The sequence below is a fragment of the Burkholderia sp. EMB26 genome, assembly GCF_024730645.1.
Lineage (GTDB): Bacteria > Pseudomonadota > Gammaproteobacteria > Burkholderiales > Burkholderiaceae > Burkholderia > Burkholderia cenocepacia.
Genome location: NZ_CP078070.1, coordinates 1,346,798 through 1,366,698, shown reverse-complemented (window position 1 = coordinate 1,366,698; position 19,901 = coordinate 1,346,798). Strand labels below are relative to the sequence as shown.

The following is a 19,901-nucleotide window of genomic DNA, read 5'->3' as shown; positions in this document are numbered from 1 at the left end:
GGCGGCGTGTGAGTGCGGCGCACGGTGGCGGCGCGGGAGAGGTCTGCTGCGGTGCGGGGTCGCCGAGCCAGCGGCGATCGGGCATCGGGGGACGGACGAACGGCGCGCCCGCTTCCTCTGAGGGTACGAAGCAAAAGACCCCGCGAAATCCTCGATCTCCGCGGGGTCTTTTCGGATTCGGGCGCTTCCGCGCCGATTGCCGGCCTACTGCGGCGCGCGATCGATCATGCGTCGGGCCGGAAGATGTCGAAGCGGCTGTCGGGCGTCACGTGCGCATAGGCCGACGGGCCACCCGCACGAAGAATGATGCCCGCGCCGAACGTGTCGAACACGCCGTCCTTCAGCAGGTCATGGCGGATATGGACCGCGACGACCTCGCCCAGCACCAGCGTGGCCGGCGTCTCGACGCCGCGATGATCGCGCAGCCGGATCACGTCGGTCACCTTGCATTCGAAGTTGACGCCGCTTTCCGCGACGCGCGGCACGTCGACGAGGCGCGACGGCACGGCGGTCAGGCCGCCGAGTTCGAATTCGTTCACGTCGTACGGCACGGCGGCGCAGGTCTGGTTCATCCGCTCGGCGAGATCGCGCGTCGCGAGGTTCCACACGAACTCGCCGGTTTCCTGCACGTTGCGCAGGCTGTCCTTCGCGGCGGTGCTCGAAAAGCCGATGATCGGCGGGCGATAGTTGAACGCGTTGAAGAAGCTGTACGGCGCGAGGTTCAGCGTGCCGTCGCTGCCGCGGGATGAAATCCAGCCGATCGGGCGCGGGCCGATGATCGCGTTCAACGGATCGTGCGGCAGGCCGTGGCCTTGCGACGGTTCGTAATAGTGGTGGGTCGAGTCGGTCATGACGGATGGTCTTGCGAGAGGCGAACGATGACGGAAGCGGTCGGCGGCACGCGTTTGCCGGGGGCGACGAAGGTGTCCGCTGCGACGTGCGTGCCAGTATCACATGGCGCCGTTTTCGGCGCAGTGAAGCGCAGAGACGGTGCAGCGCTTCAGGCCTCCAGTTCGCCCGGACGCGTCAGATGGTCGATCAGCCACTGCGTCGCGGGCCCGCTCGCGCGATCGGCCCGCCGGATCAACGACATGCCGTATCGAAACACATCGCGATCCGACAAGCGCACGACGGCCAGTCGGCCTTGCCGCAGATCGTCCTCGATCAAATGCATCGGCATCGAACCCCAGCCGAGCCCTTCGAGCAACAGTCGATGCTTCGCGCCGAGGTCCGCGGTCCTCCATGTGCGCGTCGCATACACGCCGAACGACTGCCCTTCGGTCAGTTTGCTTCGGTCGGTCAGCACGAGCTGCGTATATTCGCGCGCGTCGGACAGCGGCACACGCCCGCGGCGCTGCGCGAGCGGATGTGTGGGCGCGGCGACGGTGACCAGTTCGATCGCGCCCATGGACGTCGCATCGATCACGTCCGGCCAGTTTTGCACGGGCCCGCTGATGCCGAGCGCGCAGCCGCCGTCGACCACCAGCTTCATCACCCCGCCGAGCGCTTCGATGGTCAGGTTGAGCGCGACCGTGGGAAATTCGTCGGCGAACGCACGCAGCCCCTCGACGAGTCTGGCCAGCGGAAACATCACGTCCACCGCCAGCGACAGCTCGGCTTCCACCCCGCCGCGCAGCCCGGCGGTTTTCGCCAGCAACTGGCCCGTCAGCATGTCGAGCCGCCGTGCGTCGGCCAGGACGATTTCGCCGGCCGCCGTCAGCGTCGGCCGCCGTTTGCCCCGTTCGAAAAGCGGCACGCCCAGCAACGACTCCAGATTGGCGATCGCGTAGCTGACGACGGATTGCGCGCGCTCGAGCCGCCGTGCCGCGCCGGAAAAGCTGCCGGCTTCGACCACCGCGATGAACGCGCGCAGTTGCTCCAGATTGGGGCTTCGCTCCATGATCCATCAAGAAAATCGATTTTAACGATCCATTTTAGACGATTGTTTCGATCACGGCATTCTCCTAAATTCGTGCTCAGCAGCGTTCGACGCGTGCACGCCGGGCATCCCGGCTCGCGCGTCGACGACCCATGAACACGACAGGAAAATGGAATCATGACGATCGACCACGCTTCACCCGACCGGGCGGCATCGACCCGCGCCACGTTGTTCGACCCGCTCGAATTCGGCGGGATCACACTCGGCAACCGCATCGTGATGGCGCCGATGACGCGCAGCCGGGCCGGCGCCGGCGATGCACCGGGCGCGATCAACGCCACCTACTACGCCCAACGCGCGTCGGCTGGCCTGATCGTCACGGAGGGCACGCAGATCTCGCCGCTCGGCAAGGGCTATCCGTTCACGCCGGGGATCTACAGCGATGCGCAAATCGACGGCTGGAAACGCGTGACCGATGCCGTGCATCGCGCAGGCGGCCGGATTTTCGTCCAACTCGCGCACGTCGGCCGCATCGGCCATCCCGATCTGCAGCCCGACGGCGCGCTGCCCGTCGCGCCGTCGGCCATTCAGCCTGACGGGCAGGCATTCACGCCGGACGGGCCGAAGCCGCACCCCGTGCCGCGCGCACTCGACACCGATGAAATCCCCGGCATCGTCGAGCAATACGCGCATGCGGCGCAGGCCGCGTTGCAGGCCGGTTTCGACGGTGTCGAGATTCACGCGGGGAACGGCTATCTGCTCGATCAGTTCCTGCGCGACGGTACCAACCGGCGCACCGACCCGTACGGCGGGGAGATCGACAACCGGATCCGGCTGCCGCTCGACGTCGTGCGGGCGGTCGGACGCGTCGTGAGTCCCGCGCGCGTGGGCGTCCGCATTTCGCCGGTCACGCCGCATTTCGGCGGCATCGCGGACAGCCAGCCGCAGGCGCTGTTCGAGCGGTTCGCCGACCGGCTGACCGGGCTCGCCACCTATCTTCACGTCGTCGAAGGCATTCCGCAGGTCGCGGCCGATCAGGCGCCGCCGTTCGACTACCGCGCATTGCGCCGTGCCTTCGGCGGGTTCTACATCGCGAACGGCGGCTACACGAAAGCACGCGCGCAACAGGCACTCGCCGACGGCCATGCCGACCTCGTGTCGTTTGGCTACCCGTTCATCGCGAACCCCGATTTCGTCACGCGCATTCGACACGATCGCCCGCTCGCGCACGCGGACATGTCCACCGCTTACGGCGGCGGTGAAGCCGGCTACACCGACTACCCGACGCTCGACGCGTAAGCAGACCGTCACCCGGCCGGCTCGACCGCCCGCCCACTCATTCATTATGGATTCCCAATGATCAATTCGATCAACCGCGCACTTTACAAAACGACCGTGCAGACGCCCGTCGTCAACCTCGTGCTGTCCGTCCTCGTGCGCCTCCTCATCGCCGGCGTGTATCTCGGCGCCGGGATCAGCAAGATCTTCAACTATGCGGGTACCCAGCAGTACATGGAACACATGGGCGTATCGGGCGCGCTGCTTCCGCTCGTGATCGTCGTCGAGATCGCCGGCGGCCTGGCGTTGATCACCGGTTTCATGACGCGGCTCGCGGCGCTCGGGCTCGCGATCTTCTCGATCATCGCCGCGGTGATCTTCCACGGCGGCGGCGACCAGACGCAGCAGACGTTCTTCATGATGAACCTGTCGATGGCAGGCGGCCTCCTCGCGCTGTTCCTGCATGGCGCCGGCCGTCTCGCGCTCGACCGCGCGCAACCGGACTGATCCGTCACGTCTGCGGCAACACCCCCACTTGCGCGGCCGCATCGCGTCCGCGCTTCATTCATCCCCCCGGGGCGAACGCCCCCTTTTCAAGCGAGATGTTTCCATGAGCAGCATGCATGCCATCCAGATCGAGCGGGTCGGCGATCCTTCCGTCCTGCGTCCCGTCGTGATCGAGCGTCCGACGCCTGCCGCGGACGAGGTCCTCGTCCGCGTCACGCGCGTCGGGCTGAATTTCGCGGAAACGCTGCAACGCGCCGGCACCTATCCGGGCCCGGCGCTGACGCTGCCCGCGGTGCCCGGCTCGGAAGTCGTCGGCACCGTCGCCGCGGTGGGCGCGAACGTCCGCGACATCCGGATCGGCGCACGCGTCGCGGCGCCGCTGTTCGGCGCGATGCGCGCGACCGGCGGCTACGCCGAATACGTGACGCTCGGCGCCGCGCTGATTACCGCGATTCCCGACGAAGTCTCCGACGACGATGCGGTCGCCGTGATGCTGCAGGGGCTGGTGGCCCGCGTGCTGCTGCGCGAGACGCCGGTGGCCGCACGCACGGTCGCGATCACCGCCGCGGCCGGCGGCGTCGGCTCGATGCTGATCCAGCTGGCGAGACTCGACGGAGCGCGCTCGATCACGGGCCTCGCAGGCGCGCCGGCCAAACTGCATGCGGTGCGAACGCTGGGCGCCGATCGGGCCATCAGCTATCGCGACGCGCACTGGGCCGATCAATTGAGCGATGCCACCGGCCGGGAGGGCCCGGACGTCGTGTTCGATTCGATCGGCGGGACGGTCGCGCGCACATTGGTATCGGGCCTTGCGATATACGGCCGGTTCGTCAGCTACGGTGCCGCGAGCGGTCAACTCCTGACGGTCGACGACGCGCTGATGAATGCGTTGATCTTCGGCTGCCGATCGGTGTCCGGCTTCGCGCTGCACGCGTTCCTCAACGACGACGTCGTGCGCCGGACACTCGGCGAACTGTTCGGACTGCTCTCGACCGGCAAGCTGAAGCCGCTGATCGGCGGCAGCTACGGATTCGACGCGATTGCCGACGCGCATCACGCGCTCGAAACCGGCCAGACGACCGGCAAGCTGATCCTGCGCGTCGAATGAACGCGATGTACCGGCGCGTGACGGCACCGTCGTCGCGCGCCGACGATTTCGCCGGCCGTACGGCGATCATCCACTTTCGCGCGGACGGCACGGAACGCGACGCGCGATTTCGCTCACGGAGCATCTGTTGAAAGACGACGATAACGAAGCAGGCATGCGCGTGTCGCGCCGACATGTCATCGGCAATCTTGGCGCACTGGCCGCGATGTCCGCACTCGGCCCGTCCACCGCGCATGCCGTCGACGCGCCGCCCGCCGCGCAGGGCCTGACGAATCCGGTCGATCTGTACCCGAAGCCGCCGTTCCCGCATCAGGTCCAGGCGCCGCCGGGACTCGCGAGCCGGATGCAGCCGCGCCCCGACCACGGCGAGCAAAGCTATCGCGGCCGTGGCCGGCTCGTCGGCCGCAAGGCGCTCGTCACCGGCGGCGACTCCGGCATCGGCCGGGCAGCGGCCATCGCGTTCGCACGCGAAGGGGCGGATGTCGCGATCGGCTACCTGCCTGTGGAGGAATCCGACGCGCGGGAAGTCGTTGCGCTGATCCGGGCAGCGGGACGCCAAGCCGTCGCGCTGCCGGGCGACATCCGCGACGAAACGTTCTGCCAGCGACTGGTCGCACGCGCGGCGGAAGCACTCGGCGGCCTCGACATTCTCGTCAACAACGCCGCCCGACAACAGGCGCTCGATTCGATCGGCGAGATGACGACCGAGCACTTCGATGCGACGGTCAAGACCAATCTTTACGGGATGTTCTGGATCACGAAGGCGGCGATCCCGCATCTTCCGCCCGGCGCGTCGATCATCAACACCACGTCGGTCCAGGCAGTCAGGGCGAGCGCCAACCTGCTCGACTATGCGACGACGAAAGCCGGCATCATCGCGTTCACGCGATCGCTCGCGAAACAGCTCGGGCCGCGCGGCATTCGCGTCAATGCGGTCGCGCCCGGCCCTTACTGGACGCCGCTGCAATCGAGCGGCGGTCAGCCACCGGAGACGGTCGTCAACTATGCGGCGGGCTCGCCGTACGGCAGGCCCGGGCAACCGGCGGAAATCGCCCCGCTGTATGTCGCGCTCGCGGCGTCGGAAACGAGCTATGCGAACGGGCAGGTCTGGGGCGCGGACGGCGGGCTGGGGATTTTCTGACACGCGACAAGCGGCGACATTCTTCACGTCCCGGCCAGCGGCGCAGCCCTGCGTCGATGGCGACGCCGGACCAATAAAAAACCCGCGAGCGCTGTATTTCTCGCGGGTTTTTCACACCTTCATCGAATCGAATCGCATCAACGCAATCGATGGTGCCGGGGACCGGAAATCGACAGCCGCATAACTCCAAGGGTTCCAGTGAATCGTGCGTAATGAATGGGTAAAAGTTGGCGGGATTCGCGCCGGACCCGAACCGGCGCCCCGCCGCTACTTCCCAATCGGCTTCCAGCCACACACCTTCGCACCGGCCTGGTTGTGCGCGAGCACCGCGCGCGCCGTGGCATCCGACAGCACGTCGGTCTTGTCGAGATAGATCGGCTTCGTCCAGGTGCAGGCGGTGTCGACGACCTTCGTTCGCACCTCGACCTGTGGCGCGCTCGGCGCCGGGCACGTCTTGCAGGCGGCCAGCAGCGCGAGCGCGCTAGCTACCGCGAGTCCAGTCCTGCAGTTCATTGCGCACCTCGCTAGCGGGCTGCCCCGCGATATCGGTCTCCGCGTTTGCACGCGCGGCGCCCGCGTCGGCGGCCGCTGCCTGTGCGGTAGCATTCGCCTGAGCATCCGCTGCCTGTGTCTGCGCGACCTTCTCGTCAGCGGCCGCGCTCTGCGCCTTCGCGGCGGCAGAATCGGCCTTGGCTTGCTGATGCCGGAACATGCCGAACAGCACGCCGGCCGCGGCGAGTAGCCACGGGCCGAATTTCAGAAGGATGGGTACGATTGCGGTCACGATTTGATCTCCCCGCCAGCGGCCTGATACGCAGCTAGCAAACGCTCGATGTCGTTCTCGTGCTGCCCGTAGCCGGCGCCCGGCAGACTGGCCCAGACGTTCGACACCTTGGCGACAGCTTCGCGGAAGCGCCCGGCATCGATCAGCGGCAGCGCGCCATGCTCGCGCAACTGCTGCAGCGCGTAGCGATCCTGCGATACCGGGCCGAAGTCGGGCAGCTTCATCTGCGCCTGGTAGATACGCCACCAGCGATAGAGGATCTGGTATCGTCCGGCCGCCGTCGATGGAACCGGGATCTGTCGATTGAGCACGTTCGGATGCGCCGCGTAGCTCGAAAACAGCAACGGCCGTGCCGGCGTCGCGCCGACGAGCACGTTGTACCCGTCATCCGACTTCGCCAGCAATGCGGGCGTGATCTCGCTCGCCGCGATCATGTCGAGAAAGGCGATGCGGTTTTTGCCGCCCGCGGCGGCTGCGTCAATGCGCGCCATTGTGCTTGTGCTCCTTCGTCCACCAGTAAGCCTTGCGCCCCATCACCCACAGGCACACGATCGCCATGCCGACCATCATCAGCGTCTCGGGCAGATCGATCACAGGAAGCATGCGGATCGGCTTCAGGACGTTGACGGCGGCCGCGAGGCCGATGATCGAGAAGCCGACTGTGCCCCACCAGCCTGTTGCGATCGCGTCGGTGACAGCGATCCAGATGCAGAACGCGAGCACGATGAGGTTTGCGAAAACGAAAATCGTGACCATCAGGGACCTCCGAAAATGCGTCGTTTCAAAGCCCCGATGAAGTCTGCGTTGTTGATTTCTTTGAACAGCTCTTTCGTGACGGCCAGGCCGAACAGGCCGACCAGAAACCCGATTGCCTGCTGCGCTCCGCTGTCGGTGATCTCGAACTTTCCGACGATCCACGGCGCGACGTAATAGGCGAACGCTGCCCCGGATAAAAACGACACGGCTTTCTGGCGGCCCGTCAGCCCGTCACCGATGAAACGAAGCGCGATCAGAGAACCGACGGCGCCCGGCACGATCTTCACGAGAAGTGCACCCGCCGCTGCAACTGCACTCGTTGTTGGTTCAGCCATGTGTTCCTCGCTAGTGGGACATGCCACAGGCTGTCAGCGTGCCCGTGTAAGTGATGATCGCCGCCTCCAGCGGGTCGAGAACAAGCGTGAAGGTCTGATTTGCGCCAGTGGGTTTCGGCAGAATGTTGCCGCCCCCCTGCGTTACAGCGACGATCGAAGAATCGGAGCTGATATACAGGGTCGTGTGGAACGGGCCCGCTGCGAACGTCCACGGCGACGCACCAACTGCCGGCGATAGTGGCCCGCGCGGATCGATACCCTGGTTGTCGACCGCACGAACCGCGATAGCAGTCGGATCTATGTAGAGCGTCGTGGCAAATGCGCCAGACAGATTATTGCCCTGGATGATGCCGGCCTGCGCCTGCGCCCCAATTGAGAAACCAATCGATCCTGGAGCATTACCGAATAGCGCATTGCTGCCGATGTTGAAGTTGCTGACGGGGCTGATGGATGCAAAAAACGGGGTCCCGGTTTGCGGGCTGATCCACGTGTTGCCTTCCAACACCAGCGTGTTGATCCACGGTCCAGCTGGATCGGTAGGCGCACTCAATACGCCCGCGCACTCAGGAAAAACGTTGCCCTTGATGATGATCGAATTGAACGAATTGTGTGCGCCATTCCGGCTCATGCTCACTGCAGCACGACGCATGCCGTCGAACGAATTCCCCTGAATCAGAAGCTGCGCTGTTGCCGGATCAAGCGTCGAGTCATATTCGACCTTCACACCATAGTGGCACGCTGCAAATTTGTTGTTGGTGATGCGCAGTCCGCCCGAGCTATGCCACTCGATCGCTCGAGAGTTCGGGAAGTCTGAATAGTTGAAGAACGTGCAGTCTTCGATGGAGCTGTCGCCGTTGTCGGCATAGGCCGAGTTCGACACGACCAAGGCCGCCCACGAATAATCCTGGACGAAACAGCGTTTCATCGAGAACAAGGCACTCTTCTGCCAACTCACGCCGACATTGCAGCGAGCGATGAACACATCTCGCATCGTGCTCGTGCCATTCTGGCCGGTATCTGGATCCACATCCACGGCCGACAGATTGGCTGCTTGACGAACCGTGTATAGCAGGCCGAATTTTTCCAGAAAAACCGGATTCGGCGTCGTTACCTTTATGGCCGAGATACTGTCGTCTGGCCACAGGATCGACTGGGGATATCCCTCACCGAACAGGTGAATACTGTTCCGAATTTGCAGTTGCTGAGACAGAAGGTAGTCGCCCGGCGAAATGTACAGCGCAGGCAAGCCTGCATCGAGAGCGGCCTGAATCGCCGCATAATCGTCGTGGATTTTGTCGCCGTATGCACCGAAATGCCTGATTGACACGGGGCTCGTGAATTGCAACTGCCATCCCGCGCCATCAGCCGCAACAATCTGGGTTCCGCCGTTCTCCCAACCCAACGGTGCGATGTCGTACTGTTTGAAGAACGCGCCACCCGCTCCGTCCCCCGGCTTTCGGTAGCCGAGGACAAACACATCCGTTGCGAAGAATTTGGAGACGAGACGCAACATCGCGATGCTGTGCACCACCGGCGCGAGCACCGAGCCGATGGTCAGATCGATCGCAAACGGGTTGCCGTCGTTGTCGAAGCCGAGCGCCTTGTTCGCGCGAACAGACGCCGGCGGCAAGGTCATGTTCGGATTGACGTCGGAGCGTGGCACGCGAACGGCGCGCGAGAGACCGAAATTCCCGTCCTGGATCGCCATCCAGATTCGATCGAAGTCCGAGTTGACTGTGTCGGCGAGCAGATCCCCGTTGTCTTGGTAGTCGGTGTCGCGCTCGATCGAGATCTCGCGGTACAGCGTGACGTTCGCGCCGGCAGCCGGCGCAGTCGAGAACGTCACCGTGCCACCTGACGGGTTTCCAATTCCATCGATCGTGTAGTGCACTCCGACCGTTTGCGGGGCACCATCGAGCAACACGACCAAGTCGGCACTTTCGAGAATCGCAAACGGGAACGCGAACGCTTTAGTTGCGCCGTTCCCGACATAGGAGATGCTCGGATTTTGGACGGGAACAGTCACGCGGCGACCTCTACGAGTGGCGCGCCGCACGGGCGGCGCTAGACTTCGAGCGTCACCTCATGGACGCCCACTGATGGACGCCAATCGTGCCCCTCGGAGGCTGTCGGATTCCCGACTATCCGGCCGATGCGCACCGGGCTTTCGAGGATCGCGGAGGCTCCCGAGTCGATGAAATCGTCGGGCTGCCGCTTCACTAACGGATTGAAGGACTGCATCTGGTCCCACACGGGACTGTCGAGCACGTCGACGTGCGCCCAGAGCACGCCCGACTTCAACGGCGGCTCGATGCCCGCGAGGATCTTCTCGTTCTTGTTGACGGTCGCCGCGATATCCTTCACGCCGCACACGAGCTTGCGCTGGCGCAGGGCCTTGCGCAGCAGTTGCGGCACGAACGAGCCGACACCGTTCGTTTCGACGTAGATCAGCGGGATAGCGAAGCGCTCGACCAGATCGCACACCTGCATGACCTGGCCGCCAGTGATCTTCGAATTCTCGCCATTCGAAAATTCGGCGAACTCGCCGATCATCGCCTGCGCGACGTGCCAGTAATAGTTGCCGGCCGCGTCGTCGAGCACCAGCGAAAACGCCGAATCGTCGCTGCCGACCTTGCCCGTCGCGCAATCCCAGTACGCGCGCGCGCTGACGATGCGCGTGTCGCCGAGCATCATGCGCATTTCGCGGTTCGCACGCTCGACGATCGGGTGCACGTTGTACGGCCGAAGTTTTGCGGGATCGAGCCGGACCTCGGTGAGCGGCTTCGCTTCGAGCTGGTACTGCGAATCCCAGTAGTTCAGCGTGCGGCACTTCTTCCGGCGCTTCTCGATGTCGTCGCGCGTGAAGCGCTCGGGCCATGCGCAGTGCGCGTAGATGTCGATCACCGTGCCGGGCGGACGCGAGAACACGACCTCTCGACCCTCGACGCGATAATCGACGCCCTCGCGCAGCAGGCGCGCATGCTTGAAGATGCCAGCCATCACGTACAGGCCGTCTTCGCCGGGCGTGAAGTCGAAGCGGTAGCGCGTCTCGGACGACGTGTCCTCATAACGAACGCCGGCCTCGAACAGCGGAATCTTCAGCGACGCGGCGCCGGCCGCGATCAGCTCGGGATAGATCGAGTCGTGCGTGTGCGGCGTGCCGATGTACGTCTCCTGGCCGCCGGGCACGAGGATGAAGGTTGCCTCCTGGATCTTCAGGCGCAGGTTCTCGCGCGCCTCGGGCGTGCGGATGTTCTTCGGCACCTCGACGTCGTCGTAGTCGATGCTGTCGGCGCGGGCGGACGTCACGTTCTGGTCGACGCCGACGGCCGTCATGCTGGCGTTACGCGGGTCGTTCGCGCCGTTTACCCAGAACATCTGCGCACCGGGCTTCGTCGGCAGGATGCCCGCACACAGCGGGTGCCGGCGCAGCACGTTGATGACGTCCCGGGTAAGCTTCTTCGACAGCGGGCCGTCGGCGGACCAGATCAGCGAGCGCAGATTCGGATCGCAATACAGGCACCACGCCTTGAACACCGCGTAGATGGTCGACTTCGCCGCACCACGGAACACCTGCAGCACGCGCACGGGGTCGTCGCAGGTCTCCAGCCAATGGCAGACCCGGACGTGCAGCAGAGGCACCTTCCAGCCTTGCTGCTTCGCCCACATCAGGAAAAAGGCGAGGAACCCGACCTTACGATTTTCCATGCGCGCGCTTGTCGAATTCGGCCTTTCGCGCTCGCTGCTGCACCTGGTCGAGCAGCCGCTCGGCCTCCTTCTCGGCAGCCGCGACTTCCGCGTCGAGCTCGGCCTCGGTTTCGCTCACACCGCCGGCAGCTGCGCCTTCGCCGCCTTTGCTCGCGAGCTGGATCACACTGACCAGCGAGTGCACGCGGCCGATCAGCATCACCGTCGCGGCCGCGTTCTTCTTCGACCAGTACCGATCGCCGCGCGTCGCCTTCTCCATCGTCGCCAGCGCGACGCCCGCGCCCGGCCAGCGGTCCGGGTCGGCCTCATCGAGAAACACGTCGGTCAGCTTCTCCGACAGCGCCTGCAGGCGCTCGTATTGATCCTGCCGCATCATCCCCCCTGGAACGCGTTGCTGAGATCCGGAGCACGCTGCGGTGCGCTCGTGCCCGGCTCCCAGAAGTAGTCATTGTGGTATTGCTGGCGCGACTTCGCCACGTTTCGCGACGTCACGCCCGGCGACAGGTTCTCGGCGATGTTGTCCCAGATCAGCCGGTTCCACACCGTTTTCCAGAACCAGAGATTCACGAGCGGCATGTTCGACTGCGCGACCTTTAGCAGATCGGCGGATAGATGCGTGTCCTTCTCTTCGGCCGCCGCCATCGCGTTATTCGAGAATGGCGTGACGGCCTGAATTGCAGTCGACACCAGTGGGCCACCGAACACACTACCGACTGCCTCCGCCGGATTCTTCCCGGTGAGCATCGCCGCGAGCATGTCGCCCGCGAAGCCTGCGCCGCCGCCCTTCGTGAATGCGCGGAACCAGAATGCACCGCCATGCTTCACGTCGTCGGCCATCGGCTCCGGATCTTTCCCCAGCAGCAGGTTCTGCAACTGGACGGCGAGCGCGCCGAGCAGCGTCGTGCTGACGACAAGGGCAGTTCCGTACACCATCGGGCTCGCGAGCGTCGGCGCGCCCTCGACGCGATAGTCGCCCGAGCGTCGCATTTCGTTGACGCGCCCCCAGTGCCTGGTGACCATAGCGAGCGGAAACGACTTGAACTGCAGGAATGTCTTCTGCAATTCCCCCTGCAAAGTTCCGGGCGTTGCTGCGGCGAGCACCTTCGTTCGAAGGTCAGGGTTCAGCACGGCGAACTCGCCTTCATCGCGGATCATGCCGAGCAACTTCGGCACGACGTCGGCGGCACGCGCGTCGCCGGTTCCGTACAGCGCATCCGGAGTCAGGTATTTCGAGCCGTTGTACTCGCCGGGCGTGGCGCGGTTCACGAGCGCCCAGTCGTCGGCCGTGATGCCCGAGCGCGTCAGCGAACGGCGATCCCACTCGGTGAGCTTGCCCCACTCCGTGCCACCGATATCGGCGAGGCCGCGCATCATCTGCGCCTGGAACGCGGTGCGCATCGCATCCGTCCATCCCGTGACGCCGCCAAACTTCATCGTTTGTGCCGACAGCCATTTCGCCCACGTCGTCGCAAGGTGATCCGTGCCCCACCGGTTCATGCCGTGCTCCAGCGTTTCCGCTATCAGCCCCTGCGACGTGAGCCAGCTGCGGTATTCCTTCGAGCCGGGCACCATCAGGCGCGTGGCCGTGCCGAGCGTCTTGAAGAATGGCACGCGGTTATAGCCGGCGGTCACAAACATCGTGCCGACATCGCCGAGCGCGGCAAGGATCGTGCTCTGCAGTTTGATCGCGCTGACCGTCGTGCGGATTGTCTCCATCCGACGCGCGACTGCGGGATTGACCGGCGTGTTGGTCACACCGGTCACGTAGTTCCAGTACGCGCCGATCGAAGTCATGCCGCCTTCGAGCGTGCGCATTTCCGTGTTGTCGTGTAGCGCCGTAAGCTGCATCTGCGTGCGCATGTTGCGCGTCGGGTTCGGACCGTAGCGCTCGACAAGCGCGATATTTTTCGACATGCCACCTACGTGGTCGATCAGCGCGTTCAGCAGCGAGCCCTCACCGTATGCGCGGTTGTACTCGATGTGCGCGTCAGCGTTCTGGAAGTGCAGGACGCGATGCTGCGAGCCGGCGTTCGCGCGCGCGGCGCCCCCCGTGGTCTCGCCGGGCACGATCTTGTTGACGCCGCCGTACGCGATCGTGTCCCAGACGCCCTGCTTACGCGGCTCGACACCCATGCCGCGCGCGGCGATATTGCGGGCTTCCCATGCCTCACGATCCTCGCCGGTCAGCACGCGGCGCAGCGCGGCATCGTCCAGCGGGTTGCCAGCGTCATCCAGATACTGCGAGCGATCGAGGCGCGGCAGCACGAAGTCGGCCCACGCATGACGCGCGGCGTCCGAACCGTTGCCGAGGATCTTCGCCTGCGAGTGGCGGATCGGCACGTAGCCGTAGTCGAGCTGGCCGACGTTGCCGCCCGCCCGGTTGAAGCGCTCGCGCATCGCGTTCGACGTGCTGCTGATCTGCTCGGCCGCAGCCTTCGCCACCTCGTTTCCGGTCGACCCGTCGGCGCCGCGGTAGATCTCGCGGATGATGTCGCGCTCCATCGCCGGATTGTCCACATCGAAGGCACGCGCGAGGAAGTTCTGCCCCTCCTTCATCGACTCGATCGCGCCCATCGTCTGCCGCATGTAGTCGGCCTTGATGCCGCCCGCCAGCTCATACGTGCGCTCGATGTCCGACTTGACTGCCTTCGAACGTGCCCCCTTCGCATACGCGCGCTCAGGATCGGCGAACAGCGCCTCCTGAATCCGGTCGGTCGTCTCGATCTGCTTCGCGATCTGCAGCTGCTTGCGGGCCTTATCGAGATTCGCCTCGCCTTCGAGCTGCTGCCGAGCCCAGTCGGCGCCCGCCTGCACACGCTCCGCTTCGGTCATCGAATTCCACGCGGCGCGGTCCTGCCGCGACACGGCACGCATGCCAGCGCGCACACGGTTCTCGATGCCGTCGAGTTCGGCCTTCGTCAGGTCTCGGCCGGCCGCCTGTGCGACCGCCGCTGCGCATTTTGCATGCATGGATTACCCCAGTGTCGTGATAAAGCAATTAGCCGCCACCTCGAATAGCTTCGCGTCGGCCATCGTCGCGTCATACTGCTCATCGACTTTATCGAGAGCGTCGCGCAAAGAGCCGTTGAATTCGACCGTGCGCTCGCCAGTGCGTGCAAAGGTCTCGAGGTCGGCAGTGACATCGACGTGCACCTGTCGATCCGGCGTCGCCGCTGCGGCCTCGCGCAGGTTCGATTCGATGGCAGACGCTGGTCGCGCGGCCGGCTCCCCCGTGCCAGTCAGGTCGCGCACTGCAGCGGCCAGAATGTCGGCGCTCGACGGCGCGCGCGCAGCAGAAGCGGCCGCACTTGGCGAAATCGACGGCGTCTGCTCGGCGGTCGCCGCGGTCACATCAGCGTTCCGCTGCGCCGCCTCGTCACGCCGCACGGCCGGCGCGCGGTCAGCCTCGCGCTGCGCGCGCGCGAGGCTCGACACGAAGTCGGCGATCTGCGTGCGACGCGTGGCCGGCACGTCGATGCCGGCGCGCGCGGTGCGCATCTGCTCGATCTGCGAGTCGAGCGTCAGCAGCTGGTCGCTCGCGCGCTGCGCTTCGGCGTTCTGTCGGATCATGCCCTCCAGCCGCGCGACCTGCGCCTCGTGGTCGGCCTGCGCCGCGTCGATGCGGCGCTGCGCCTCGGCCGCCGCTGCCTTGTACTTCGTGCCCTGCGCCTGCAGCTGGCGCGTCAGTTCCTTGACGCCTTCGGGCGACGTGTCCGGTGCGTTCGCGCGCAGCTGGTCGAGTTCCGCGCGCGCCTGCGCGACGGCTCCCGGCTCGGCCAGATTCGACGCCGTCGAGGCCAGATCGCCGCGGTACGACTCGGCGTCGGAGATCAGCCCTTCGAGCGCGTTCGCGCGCGTGACGTCGTCCGGCATGAAGTAGCGTGAGACGTCCGGATAACCGCCGTCATCCATCTGGCGCGCGGCAAGCTCGAAAGCGTCCTGGTGCGCGGCCATGCCGTTCACGTCGTCCGGCGTGCCGAACACGTACGCGTCGTCGACGATGCGCTGCCCGCGCGCCATCAGCGCGGCGTCGACCTCCTGCGGGGATGGGTTGAAGCGCAGATCGTCCCCAACACGGTTCGTCAGGTAGTCGTTCACTCGGTCGATGTACGCGGCCGTTTCGGCGGCGGGCGGCCGCTCGCCGCGCAGCACGGCAGCAGCTTGCCGCGGGCCGCCGTTGTAGTCGGCGATCATTGCCTGCACGTTGCCGCCGTACTGGTCCTGCGTGGCCTTCAGGTAGCGTGCCATCCCGTCGATCGACTGCACCGGGTCGGTCGGATCGGTCACGCCGAACTTCTTCAGGTTCTCCGGCATCATCTGAGCGACGCCCGCCGCGCCCTTGCGCGACACCTGGTTCGAGTTCGAGCGCTCGCCCGCGTGGATCAGCGCCAGCATCAGGCCCGGCGGCACGCCCTCGCGCTGCGCGGCCGTCGTGATGTACGAGGACAGGATTGGCGAGTCGTACGGCAGTTGCTTGCGCACGGCGACGTCGAGGGTCGGCAGCGGCGTGGCCGGGTCGGCGGCGCGCGCCGCGCGGGCGGTCATCGCCATGCCGCCCGCATGCAGTCCTCCGAAAAAACCTGCCATCAGTGTCGCCGGCCCCCAGTTCAGCGGATCGAGAGGATCACCCATCTGGTCACTGAGATGGCCGTATCCGGCATTCCGCAGAATCGCCTTCTCGGCAGTTGCTTGGCTGATCGCCATACCCGGGCCGCCAACCGCGACGAGCCCGAGCGTGCGCGCGATCGTCGATCCACCGGCCGGCAGCACGGCACCGGCCGCGCCGAGCGCGCCCTCGACTGCACCGACCACCGTCCGCGTGCCGACGTCGACGCCCTCGCGCTTCAGTTCCTCGGCGCGCCCGAGGCCGATCGACGTGCCGCCCACCGCCGCGCCGGCCAGCGGGCCGCCGAGCACCGCCGCCGGCACGATCTGCGTCAGGCCGCTGACTGCGCCCTGCACGATCTGGTCCGTGGTCGTCGTGTTCTGCGGATCGGGCCGGAGCATGTCGGACAGGCTGTACAGGCGCTGGCCGGCCGCCGACGTGTACAGCGTGCCGGCGCGCTGCTTCTGCAGGGTCTCGTTGAGCCGTCGATCGTTTTCCGCCTGAAGCTGCGGATTGAGCAGCAGCTCGCTCGGGTCGGTGACCATCTGGCTCGCGCCGGCCGTCAGGTCCGCAGCAGCGCCAGCGAGGCGCGCCGCACCTTGCACGGCGCCGAGGCTGACCGCCGTACCGAGCGAGCCGAGCCCGGTCGACGGCTGCGGCTTCGGTTCGGGCGGCAGTTGAACGTTGCCCTGACCGGACAGGTAGGCGCTCGTCGTATCTTCGTAGAGGGGATCGATTGGCATGTCAACGCTTCGATACGGGCTTCGTGAGGTGGATGAGCAGCGGCGCGCCGGACGTGTCCGTGACGGGCCGCGCACCGGTCAGCACCGTGTAGGTGCCGCCGATGCCGACGCGCTGCAGCCGATAGCTGGCGAATTTCTCCATGAACTGATCGACCGGGATTTTCATGCCGTTCGCGATCACGCTGTCGATGGGCCGGCCGCCGGGTTGGTTCTCGATGTTGCCGATCGACGCCTGCTTGACGCCACCATCGAAATCGTCGTCGGACCATCCCCAAGGCTTCGCGGCCATGTACCGGTCGCCGCGCGGATCGACGCCACCGGTCTTCGACAGGCCGCCGGTCGCCACGTTGACGCCGGTCAGGATGTCCGTCGAGTTCGGCACGTCGCGGCCGTTCTTCCGGGCGCTCGCTACCGCCGCGAAATACGCGGTCTCGCGCGCGTCACCGAGTTGCTGCGGCGGCAGCGCGTCGCCGATCTGCTTCGCGATCGTGGCCTGCATGCCGGTCGCGGCCGCCGGGTCGACCTTCACCAGCTTGTTCGACAGCGCGTCCTGTCCGTCGAGGATGTACTGCGCGACGGGCATGCCGCTCTGCATCATCAGCGGACCGCCGGACGGATCGGCCGCGCCGGCCTTCATCGCGAGCGCGGCCGCCGGACTCTTGTCCTTCCACTGCTCGGCTAGGTCGTTGATGCGCGCGGCATTCCCCATCGACCGCCCGAGCATCGCGAGCGCCTGTGCCTTCGTGTTCGTCGGCAGCGCGTCGACCGTCTGGAGCACGCTGCGCGCCTCGTCGGGCGTCAGCAGCGACACGCGGCGCCCGGCCTTGTCCTCGACGACCGGCGCGAGCTGCGCGCGGGCCGCGAGCGACGATGCGAGCTGCGTGATGCCCGACGTATCGATCGCCGGCACGCCAGCGATGGCGCCGCGTTCAAGTGCCGCGTTCCACGGGTCGGATTTGTACGCCTGATCGGTCGCCGTCAGGATCTGCTTTTGCTGCTTGATCGCGGCTGCCTCGACGGGGTCCGTGCCCGCGCTGATCTGCCGCCCCTCGTTCGCCTGCACCGCGGCGCGCATCTGTGGCAGAGAGAGCGTCGAGAAGCCGGCGCCGGCCGCCGCGCGCGCGATCAGCTGCTGCGTCTGCCCCTCCAGTTCCGTGCCGCGCGTGGCCGCCGTGAGCTGCTGGATGTATTCCGGGCTGAAGCGCTTGCCCTGCGTCATCAGGTCGGTGCCCTGGTTGAACGCGGTCACGGCCTCGCGCTCGCGTGCCTGCTGCTCGCTGTTCATCTGGTTTTCGAGCGACAGGCGGTTCGACACGACCGACGCGAGCACCTGGTTGCGCTTGCCTGCGTCGAGCTTGCCCGCGTAGTAGCCGTCCGGAGACGTGAGATCCTTCTCCAGCTGCGAGAGCGCGGCGAGATCGCCCGTGCCGCGCGCCGCGATTGCCGCCGACTGCGCATGCGCCGCGTACTGGCTGTCGGCCCAGTCCTGCGCCACCTGCGCCGCGCGCGGCTGCGGAATGCCGGCGGCGGCGGCCGCGCTCAGGTATGCCTGCTTCGTGCTCGCGACAGTGCCCTCGATGCTGGCCGGGTTCGTCGCGATGCTCTTGCCGGCGGTGTCAAGCAGCGTCGCCGCGTTCGTCGCGATCAGCTGCTGCGTGTTCTTCGTCAGCGCCTCCTGCATGCCGAGCGCGACCGTGCGATCAAGGCCAGCCGACTGCGTCGTCGCGATGTTCTTGTAGTGGCCGCCCGGCAGCGCGCCGATCGTCGAGTCGAACGACTGCTTCTGCGCGTCGGCCAGCTGTTGCTGGTAGGTCGGCTGGTCAATCGCGCCGCTAGCCAGCTGCTCGCCGGCCGTCTTCATCGCCGACTGCACGTTCGTCGCATGCGACTGGTATGCGACTGCCGCGTTGGTGCGCGCGAGGTCTTCGTCGAGCTTCTGCTGACGCTGAAAGACTTCCGCTGCGATCTGCGTTCCAGCTTCACCGACTGCCTGTTGAGCACGCCCGGTCGCGGCGCCGAAAGCATTCGGGTCAGCCTGGACTGCCGGCGCGGGCTGCGCAACCGCGCTTGCCGGATCGCCGAGTGGAATTCGTGCCATGTTTCCTCCAGGTTACGATTTACTCAACCGCTGCCAGTTATCGATGAACTTCGACGCGCCGGACAGCACCGACCCGAGCGCGCCCATGTTGCCGGCGCGCTGCTGCTGTTGCCCGGCGGCCAGCGTCATCTGCGCCTGCCCGCGCATCGCCTGCGCCTTCGTGTCGGCGCTCAGGATCGTGTTCAGAGCGTCCGTCTCGGTGTTCTGGCCGATGCGCTGGCGCACGTCGTTCGAGGTGCCCGTGCCGACGTTCACGCCCGATGCGGCGAGCGCGGCGGTCGCCTGCCCGGTCGTCGTCTGCCCCTGCTCGCGGATGCGCTTCGCCTGCTGGTAGCCGGCGGCCTGCGTCTGGTCCGCCTGCATCAGCTGCTGCTGCGCGTTGAACTGCGCGGCCTGCTCGGCAGCCGTGCCCTGCTGCGCCGCGCCGCTCGCGGACGTCAGCACGGATGCGACGGCGGGCAGCGCTTTCGCGCCGGCTGTCACTGCCCCCATGATCGAAATCGGGTCACACATGCGGCACCTCGAAAGTGATTGAAGCCTCGATGAGGCCGAGCGTTTTGTAGAAGCGTGCCGTTTGTTCGACATGCACGCCAGTGGAAATCCCGAGGAACGTATCGATCGCGCCGCGCGCGCGAGCCCACTGCCGATACGTGCGCACGAAGCGTGCAGCGAGCATGCCGCCGCGGTGCTCCGGATCGATGAACAGGCCGAAGTCGCACGCGATCCTGTCCTCGGACATCCAGTGCTCCATGACGGTCGCAGCCATGACGCCGATCGGCGCGCCGTCGCGCTCGGCCATCATCAGGAAACCGTCGTCGCTCGCGATCAGCCGCTCGAATAGCGCGGCGAGCTTAGGCGCGGAAAACCGATACCGCCGGTAGCGCGGCGACTCGGCGGCCATCAGCGCGCCGAGGTCGACCAGCGCGGGCACATCATCAAGGGTAGCGTTGCGGATCAT

19 protein-coding genes are annotated in these 19,901 nt (G+C 66.1%); 4 read left to right on the top strand and 15 right to left on the bottom strand.

Features of this window, described 5'->3' with window-relative positions:
• Positions 1-224 precede the first annotated feature (224 nt).
• Together KU887_RS06555 and KU887_RS06550 are read right to left on the bottom strand one after the other, a co-directional pair.
• Positions 225-851, bottom strand: a complete 627-nt coding sequence (locus KU887_RS06555) for a flavin reductase family protein (protein WP_006497648.1) — start codon at positions 849-851, stop codon at positions 225-227.
• A gap of 149 nt (positions 852-1,000) precedes the next feature.
• Positions 1,001-1,900 (bottom strand): LysR family transcriptional regulator, encoded by a 900-nt coding sequence (locus KU887_RS06550; protein WP_006481749.1) that lies wholly within the window; start codon positions 1,898-1,900, stop codon positions 1,001-1,003.
• Positions 1,901-2,056: 156 nt separating this feature from the next.
• On the opposite strand from KU887_RS06550, the gene KU887_RS06545 reads away from it, so the two are divergent.
• The 4 genes from KU887_RS06545 to KU887_RS06530 all read left to right on the top strand — a co-directional run bounded on the left by KU887_RS06545 (position 2,057) and on the right by KU887_RS06530 (position 5,913).
• A complete protein-coding gene (locus KU887_RS06545; protein ID WP_006481845.1) occupies positions 2,057-3,178 on the top strand; it encodes an alkene reductase in 1,122 nt (373 codons plus the stop codon).
• A gap of 57 nt (positions 3,179-3,235) precedes the next feature.
• The gene (locus KU887_RS06540; RefSeq protein WP_006497649.1) at positions 3,236-3,664 is read left to right on the top strand and encodes a DoxX family protein; all 429 of its coding nucleotides are present in this window, start codon (positions 3,236-3,238) and stop codon (positions 3,662-3,664) included.
• Positions 3,665-3,767: 103 nt separating this feature from the next.
• Positions 3,768-4,772, top strand: coding sequence for a zinc-binding dehydrogenase (locus KU887_RS06535; protein WP_258255293.1), 1,005 nt, complete (start codon positions 3,768-3,770; stop codon positions 4,770-4,772).
• Positions 4,773-4,926: 154 nt separating this feature from the next.
• Positions 4,927-5,913 (top strand): SDR family oxidoreductase, encoded by a 987-nt coding sequence (locus KU887_RS06530; protein ID WP_059721331.1) that lies wholly within the window; start codon positions 4,927-4,929, stop codon positions 5,911-5,913.
• A 267-nt stretch (positions 5,914-6,180) separates the two neighbouring features.
• Here the strand turns inward: KU887_RS06530 and KU887_RS06525 are convergent, their stop codons facing one another.
• From KU887_RS06525 to KU887_RS06465, 13 genes are read right to left on the bottom strand one after another with little or no spacing between them, the layout of a single operon-like run.
• Entirely contained in the window at positions 6,181-6,426 is a 246-nt protein-coding gene (locus tag KU887_RS06525) for a hypothetical protein (RefSeq protein ID WP_258255292.1), read from the bottom strand.
• Positions 6,395-6,697, bottom strand: a complete 303-nt coding sequence (locus tag KU887_RS06520; RefSeq protein ID WP_258255291.1) for a hypothetical protein — start codon at positions 6,695-6,697, stop codon at positions 6,395-6,397. Before KU887_RS06520 ends, KU887_RS06525 begins: the two co-directional genes overlap by 32 nt.
• Positions 6,694-7,188, bottom strand: coding sequence for a glycoside hydrolase family 104 protein (locus tag KU887_RS06515; RefSeq protein ID WP_258255290.1), 495 nt, complete (start codon positions 7,186-7,188; stop codon positions 6,694-6,696). The genes KU887_RS06520 and KU887_RS06515 overlap by 4 nt, the downstream gene beginning before the upstream one ends.
• The gene (locus tag KU887_RS06510) at positions 7,175-7,453 is read right to left on the bottom strand and encodes a holin (protein ID WP_258255289.1); all 279 of its coding nucleotides are present in this window, start codon (positions 7,451-7,453) and stop codon (positions 7,175-7,177) included. The genes KU887_RS06515 and KU887_RS06510 overlap by 14 nt, the downstream gene beginning before the upstream one ends.
• On the bottom strand, positions 7,453-7,788 hold the full coding sequence (locus KU887_RS06505; protein ID WP_258255288.1) for a holin: 336 nt from the start codon (positions 7,786-7,788) through the stop codon (positions 7,453-7,455). Before KU887_RS06505 ends, KU887_RS06510 begins: the two co-directional genes overlap by 1 nt.
• Positions 7,789-7,798: 10 nt before the next feature.
• Positions 7,799-9,814 carry a glycosyl hydrolase family 28-related protein gene (locus KU887_RS06500; RefSeq protein WP_258255287.1) on the bottom strand — a complete coding sequence of 672 codons (2,016 nt, stop codon included), beginning with the start codon at positions 9,812-9,814 and terminating at the stop codon, positions 7,799-7,801.
• A gap of 38 nt (positions 9,815-9,852) precedes the next feature.
• Complete coding sequence (terL, locus tag KU887_RS06495) at positions 9,853-11,496, bottom strand: phage terminase large subunit (protein ID WP_258255286.1); 1,644 nt, start codon at positions 11,494-11,496, stop codon at positions 9,853-9,855.
• Positions 11,483-11,869: a hypothetical protein gene (locus tag KU887_RS06490; protein WP_258255284.1), complete on the bottom strand. Its 387-nt coding sequence runs from the start codon at positions 11,867-11,869 to the stop codon at positions 11,483-11,485. Before KU887_RS06490 ends, terL begins: the two co-directional genes overlap by 14 nt.
• Positions 11,869-14,466: a hypothetical protein gene (locus KU887_RS06485; protein ID WP_258255283.1), complete on the bottom strand. Its 2,598-nt coding sequence runs from the start codon at positions 14,464-14,466 to the stop codon at positions 11,869-11,871. Before KU887_RS06485 ends, KU887_RS06490 begins: the two co-directional genes overlap by 1 nt.
• A 3-nt stretch (positions 14,467-14,469) precedes the next feature.
• Positions 14,470-16,845, bottom strand: a complete 2,376-nt coding sequence (locus KU887_RS06480) for a transglycosylase SLT domain-containing protein (protein ID WP_258255282.1) — start codon at positions 16,843-16,845, stop codon at positions 14,470-14,472.
• Position 16,846: 1 nt separating this feature from the next.
• A complete protein-coding gene (locus KU887_RS06475; RefSeq protein WP_258255281.1) occupies positions 16,847-18,943 on the bottom strand; it encodes a hypothetical protein in 2,097 nt (698 codons plus the stop codon).
• A gap of 12 nt (positions 18,944-18,955) precedes the next feature.
• Positions 18,956-19,456, bottom strand: coding sequence for a hypothetical protein (locus KU887_RS06470; RefSeq protein ID WP_258255280.1), 501 nt, complete (start codon positions 19,454-19,456; stop codon positions 18,956-18,958).
• Entirely contained in the window at positions 19,449-19,901 is a 453-nt protein-coding gene (locus KU887_RS06465) for a GNAT family N-acetyltransferase (RefSeq protein ID WP_258255279.1), read from the bottom strand. Before KU887_RS06465 ends, KU887_RS06470 begins: the two co-directional genes overlap by 8 nt.

Excerpts from the sequence above, each read along its gene's own strand:
- KU887_RS06540 (WP_006497649.1), top strand. The coding sequence starts at position 3,236 with ATGATCAATTCGATCAACCGCGCACTTTACAAAACGACCGTGCAGACG.
- KU887_RS06505 (WP_258255288.1), bottom strand. The coding sequence starts at position 7,788 with ATGGCTGAACCAACAACGAGTGCAGTTGCAGCGGCGGGTGCACTTCTC.
- KU887_RS06490 (WP_258255284.1), bottom strand. The coding sequence starts at position 11,869 with ATGCGGCAGGATCAATACGAGCGCCTGCAGGCGCTGTCGGAGAAGCTG.
- KU887_RS06475 (WP_258255281.1), bottom strand. The coding sequence starts at position 18,943 with ATGGCACGAATTCCACTCGGCGATCCGGCAAGCGCGGTTGCGCAGCCC.
- KU887_RS06470 (WP_258255280.1), bottom strand. The coding sequence starts at position 19,456 with ATGTGTGACCCGATTTCGATCATGGGGGCAGTGACAGCCGGCGCGAAA.
- KU887_RS06545 (WP_006481845.1), top strand. The coding sequence starts at position 2,057 with ATGACGATCGACCACGCTTCACCCGACCGGGCGGCATCGACCCGCGCC.
- KU887_RS06480 (WP_258255282.1), bottom strand. The coding sequence starts at position 16,845 with ATGCCAATCGATCCCCTCTACGAAGATACGACGAGCGCCTACCTGTCC.
- KU887_RS06550 (WP_006481749.1), bottom strand. The coding sequence starts at position 1,900 with ATGGAGCGAAGCCCCAATCTGGAGCAACTGCGCGCGTTCATCGCGGTG.
- KU887_RS06525 (WP_258255292.1), bottom strand. The coding sequence starts at position 6,426 with ATGAACTGCAGGACTGGACTCGCGGTAGCTAGCGCGCTCGCGCTGCTG.
- KU887_RS06555 (WP_006497648.1), bottom strand. The coding sequence starts at position 851 with ATGACCGACTCGACCCACCACTATTACGAACCGTCGCAAGGCCACGGC.
- KU887_RS06535 (WP_258255293.1), top strand. The coding sequence starts at position 3,768 with ATGAGCAGCATGCATGCCATCCAGATCGAGCGGGTCGGCGATCCTTCC.
- KU887_RS06530 (WP_059721331.1), top strand. The coding sequence starts at position 4,927 with ATGCGCGTGTCGCGCCGACATGTCATCGGCAATCTTGGCGCACTGGCC.
- KU887_RS06465 (WP_258255279.1), bottom strand. The coding sequence starts at position 19,901 with ATGATCCGCAACGCTACCCTTGATGATGTGCCCGCGCTGGTCGACCTC.
- terL (WP_258255286.1), bottom strand. The coding sequence starts at position 11,496 with ATGGAAAATCGTAAGGTCGGGTTCCTCGCCTTTTTCCTGATGTGGGCG.
- KU887_RS06510 (WP_258255289.1), bottom strand. The coding sequence starts at position 7,453 with ATGGTCACGATTTTCGTTTTCGCAAACCTCATCGTGCTCGCGTTCTGC.
- KU887_RS06515 (WP_258255290.1), bottom strand. The coding sequence starts at position 7,188 with ATGGCGCGCATTGACGCAGCCGCCGCGGGCGGCAAAAACCGCATCGCC.
- KU887_RS06485 (WP_258255283.1), bottom strand. The coding sequence starts at position 14,466 with ATGCATGCAAAATGCGCAGCGGCGGTCGCACAGGCGGCCGGCCGAGAC.